A 1,536-nucleotide genomic window follows, 5' to 3' on the forward strand; every position below is an offset into this window, starting at 1 on the left:
TGGGCGGGGGGATTACCCCTACTTCTTGCTGATTGTGACGTAGCTTAAGCTGGACTGATCTTCGCTCAGCCCAAAGATGACAGTTGCCGTTTCCGTCTGCATCGACCAATAGGCGCGGGAGCCGCTAGCATCTGGGCGCGGTGGATAGAGAGACGCATCTGGCGAAGGCATACCCTCGAACTTCGGGCCAGGCGACGAAAAGTCGAGTACAAGCGTCGCATGCGCGGGCGCATCCCGAGTGCTGCGAAGCTCAATGCGCTTTAACGCGGTACCGGCGAGCGCACCACCTTCACCCCGCCGCACCACCATCGCGTCTTGCTGCTCGCCGGGGCCGAACTGCGTTTGAAGCTGAGCGTTAAGTGCTGCGACATCCTGGAAGTCAGTGGCGATCAACCGATCGACGTCTTGCTTGAGGCGTTCCGTCACGTCTTTGCTCCTGGTTTCAACGGAGGGCTTTGCAGCCGCTACGGCTGACTGATCGCGTGGAGTGCTGGGGGCACATCCCGCATGAAAGGTGCAGAGTGCCAGCAACGCAATTGACAACAACGCTGCCCGAGGGAGCGCGATGCGTCCCTGGTTAACTTGCCGTCCATGGGATTTCCCAGGGTGAAGGGCCATCTCTGATCCTGCGCTAAGAGCGTCGCTGAAAAGTAACACGTACATGCCCACTGATCAGGCGGCGGCAGCAATCACCTCACGAGGCCCTGCCTGTGCAACATCGGCTAGCGGCGAACAGAATTCACCTGAATACGGCGGGTAGCGCTCACCGACGCGCCCTAAGTTGCTTTGCAGGCACCTCCACCGGCGGCAACACCTCCATCAGCAGCTGCCCCGCGCTGGCGGTGATGCGCAGCTTGGTGCCAATGGCAAAGCCCAGTTGTTCCAGCCATAGGCCGCTGAGGCGGACGTGTGGCACGTGCTGGTCGCCACCATGGTCGTAGGCGCCGGGGTAATGGGTGTAGCTGACGGTGCATTGGCGCGGGCGACGGGCGCGTCGGGGTGCCGGTAGCGTGCCGGGGCCTTGCGGGTTCGCGTCCGGGTCGGGCGGCAGCATGGGTGGCAGCTTGGTGCGGTCGGGCTCAACGTAGTTCCACTGCACTCGCTTGGTCGCCGCAGGGCCTGCACGCTTGCTACTGGACTGTGCGGTGGCAGATGCCGTGGGTGGGCGACGGCGTGTCATGACGCGTCCGCATGATGATGGGTGATGCGTGAGGCGGCGCAGCACTGCAAGATCACGTCAGCGCACGCGGACAGGCAGCGCAAGGTGTGCGGCAACACAGCGAGCTGGCGACTCAGCGAATGCGCGGGATCGTGGATCGCTCGCTCAACAGCCGCGCGTGCGACGAGCCGGTGCAGCACCTCACGCACATCCCACCGCAGGCGGTGAGCGGAAGCTGGCATCAGATCAATCGACGCAAATGCCGGCGCAGATGGTCCGGTAGACATGGCAACGCCCTCCTGGAACAACCCAAGAACCGCCGCCAACGGCGACGGGATGTCGGGAGGTTCGAAACCGCTAAGGAAGGTCTGAACAAC

Annotated in this window: 3 protein-coding genes; all 3 read right to left on the bottom strand. The window is 63.2% G+C overall.

The features are described from left to right. Positions 1-18: 18 nt before the first annotated feature. Positions 19-426, bottom strand: a complete 408-nt coding sequence (locus tag J7367_RS22440; protein ID WP_228909203.1) for a hypothetical protein — start codon at positions 424-426, stop codon at positions 19-21. Positions 427-763: 337 nt separating this feature from the next. Then, complete coding sequence (locus J7367_RS22165; protein WP_057664384.1) at positions 764-1,180, bottom strand: SymE family type I addiction module toxin; 417 nt, start codon at positions 1,178-1,180, stop codon at positions 764-766. Next, positions 1,177-1,536, bottom strand: a 360-nt coding sequence (locus J7367_RS22170; RefSeq protein ID WP_244672372.1) for a hypothetical protein, incomplete at its 5' end; no start/stop codon positions are given. The genes J7367_RS22165 and J7367_RS22170, both read right to left, overlap by 4 nt.

It is taken from the genome of Xanthomonas sp. D-36-1 (assembly GCF_017746155.1).
GTDB lineage: Bacteria > Pseudomonadota > Gammaproteobacteria > Xanthomonadales > Xanthomonadaceae > Xanthomonas > Xanthomonas cissicola.

Excerpts from the sequence above, each read along its gene's own strand:
- J7367_RS22165 (WP_057664384.1), bottom strand. The coding sequence starts at position 1,180 with ATGACACGCCGTCGCCCACCCACGGCATCTGCCACCGCACAGTCCAGT.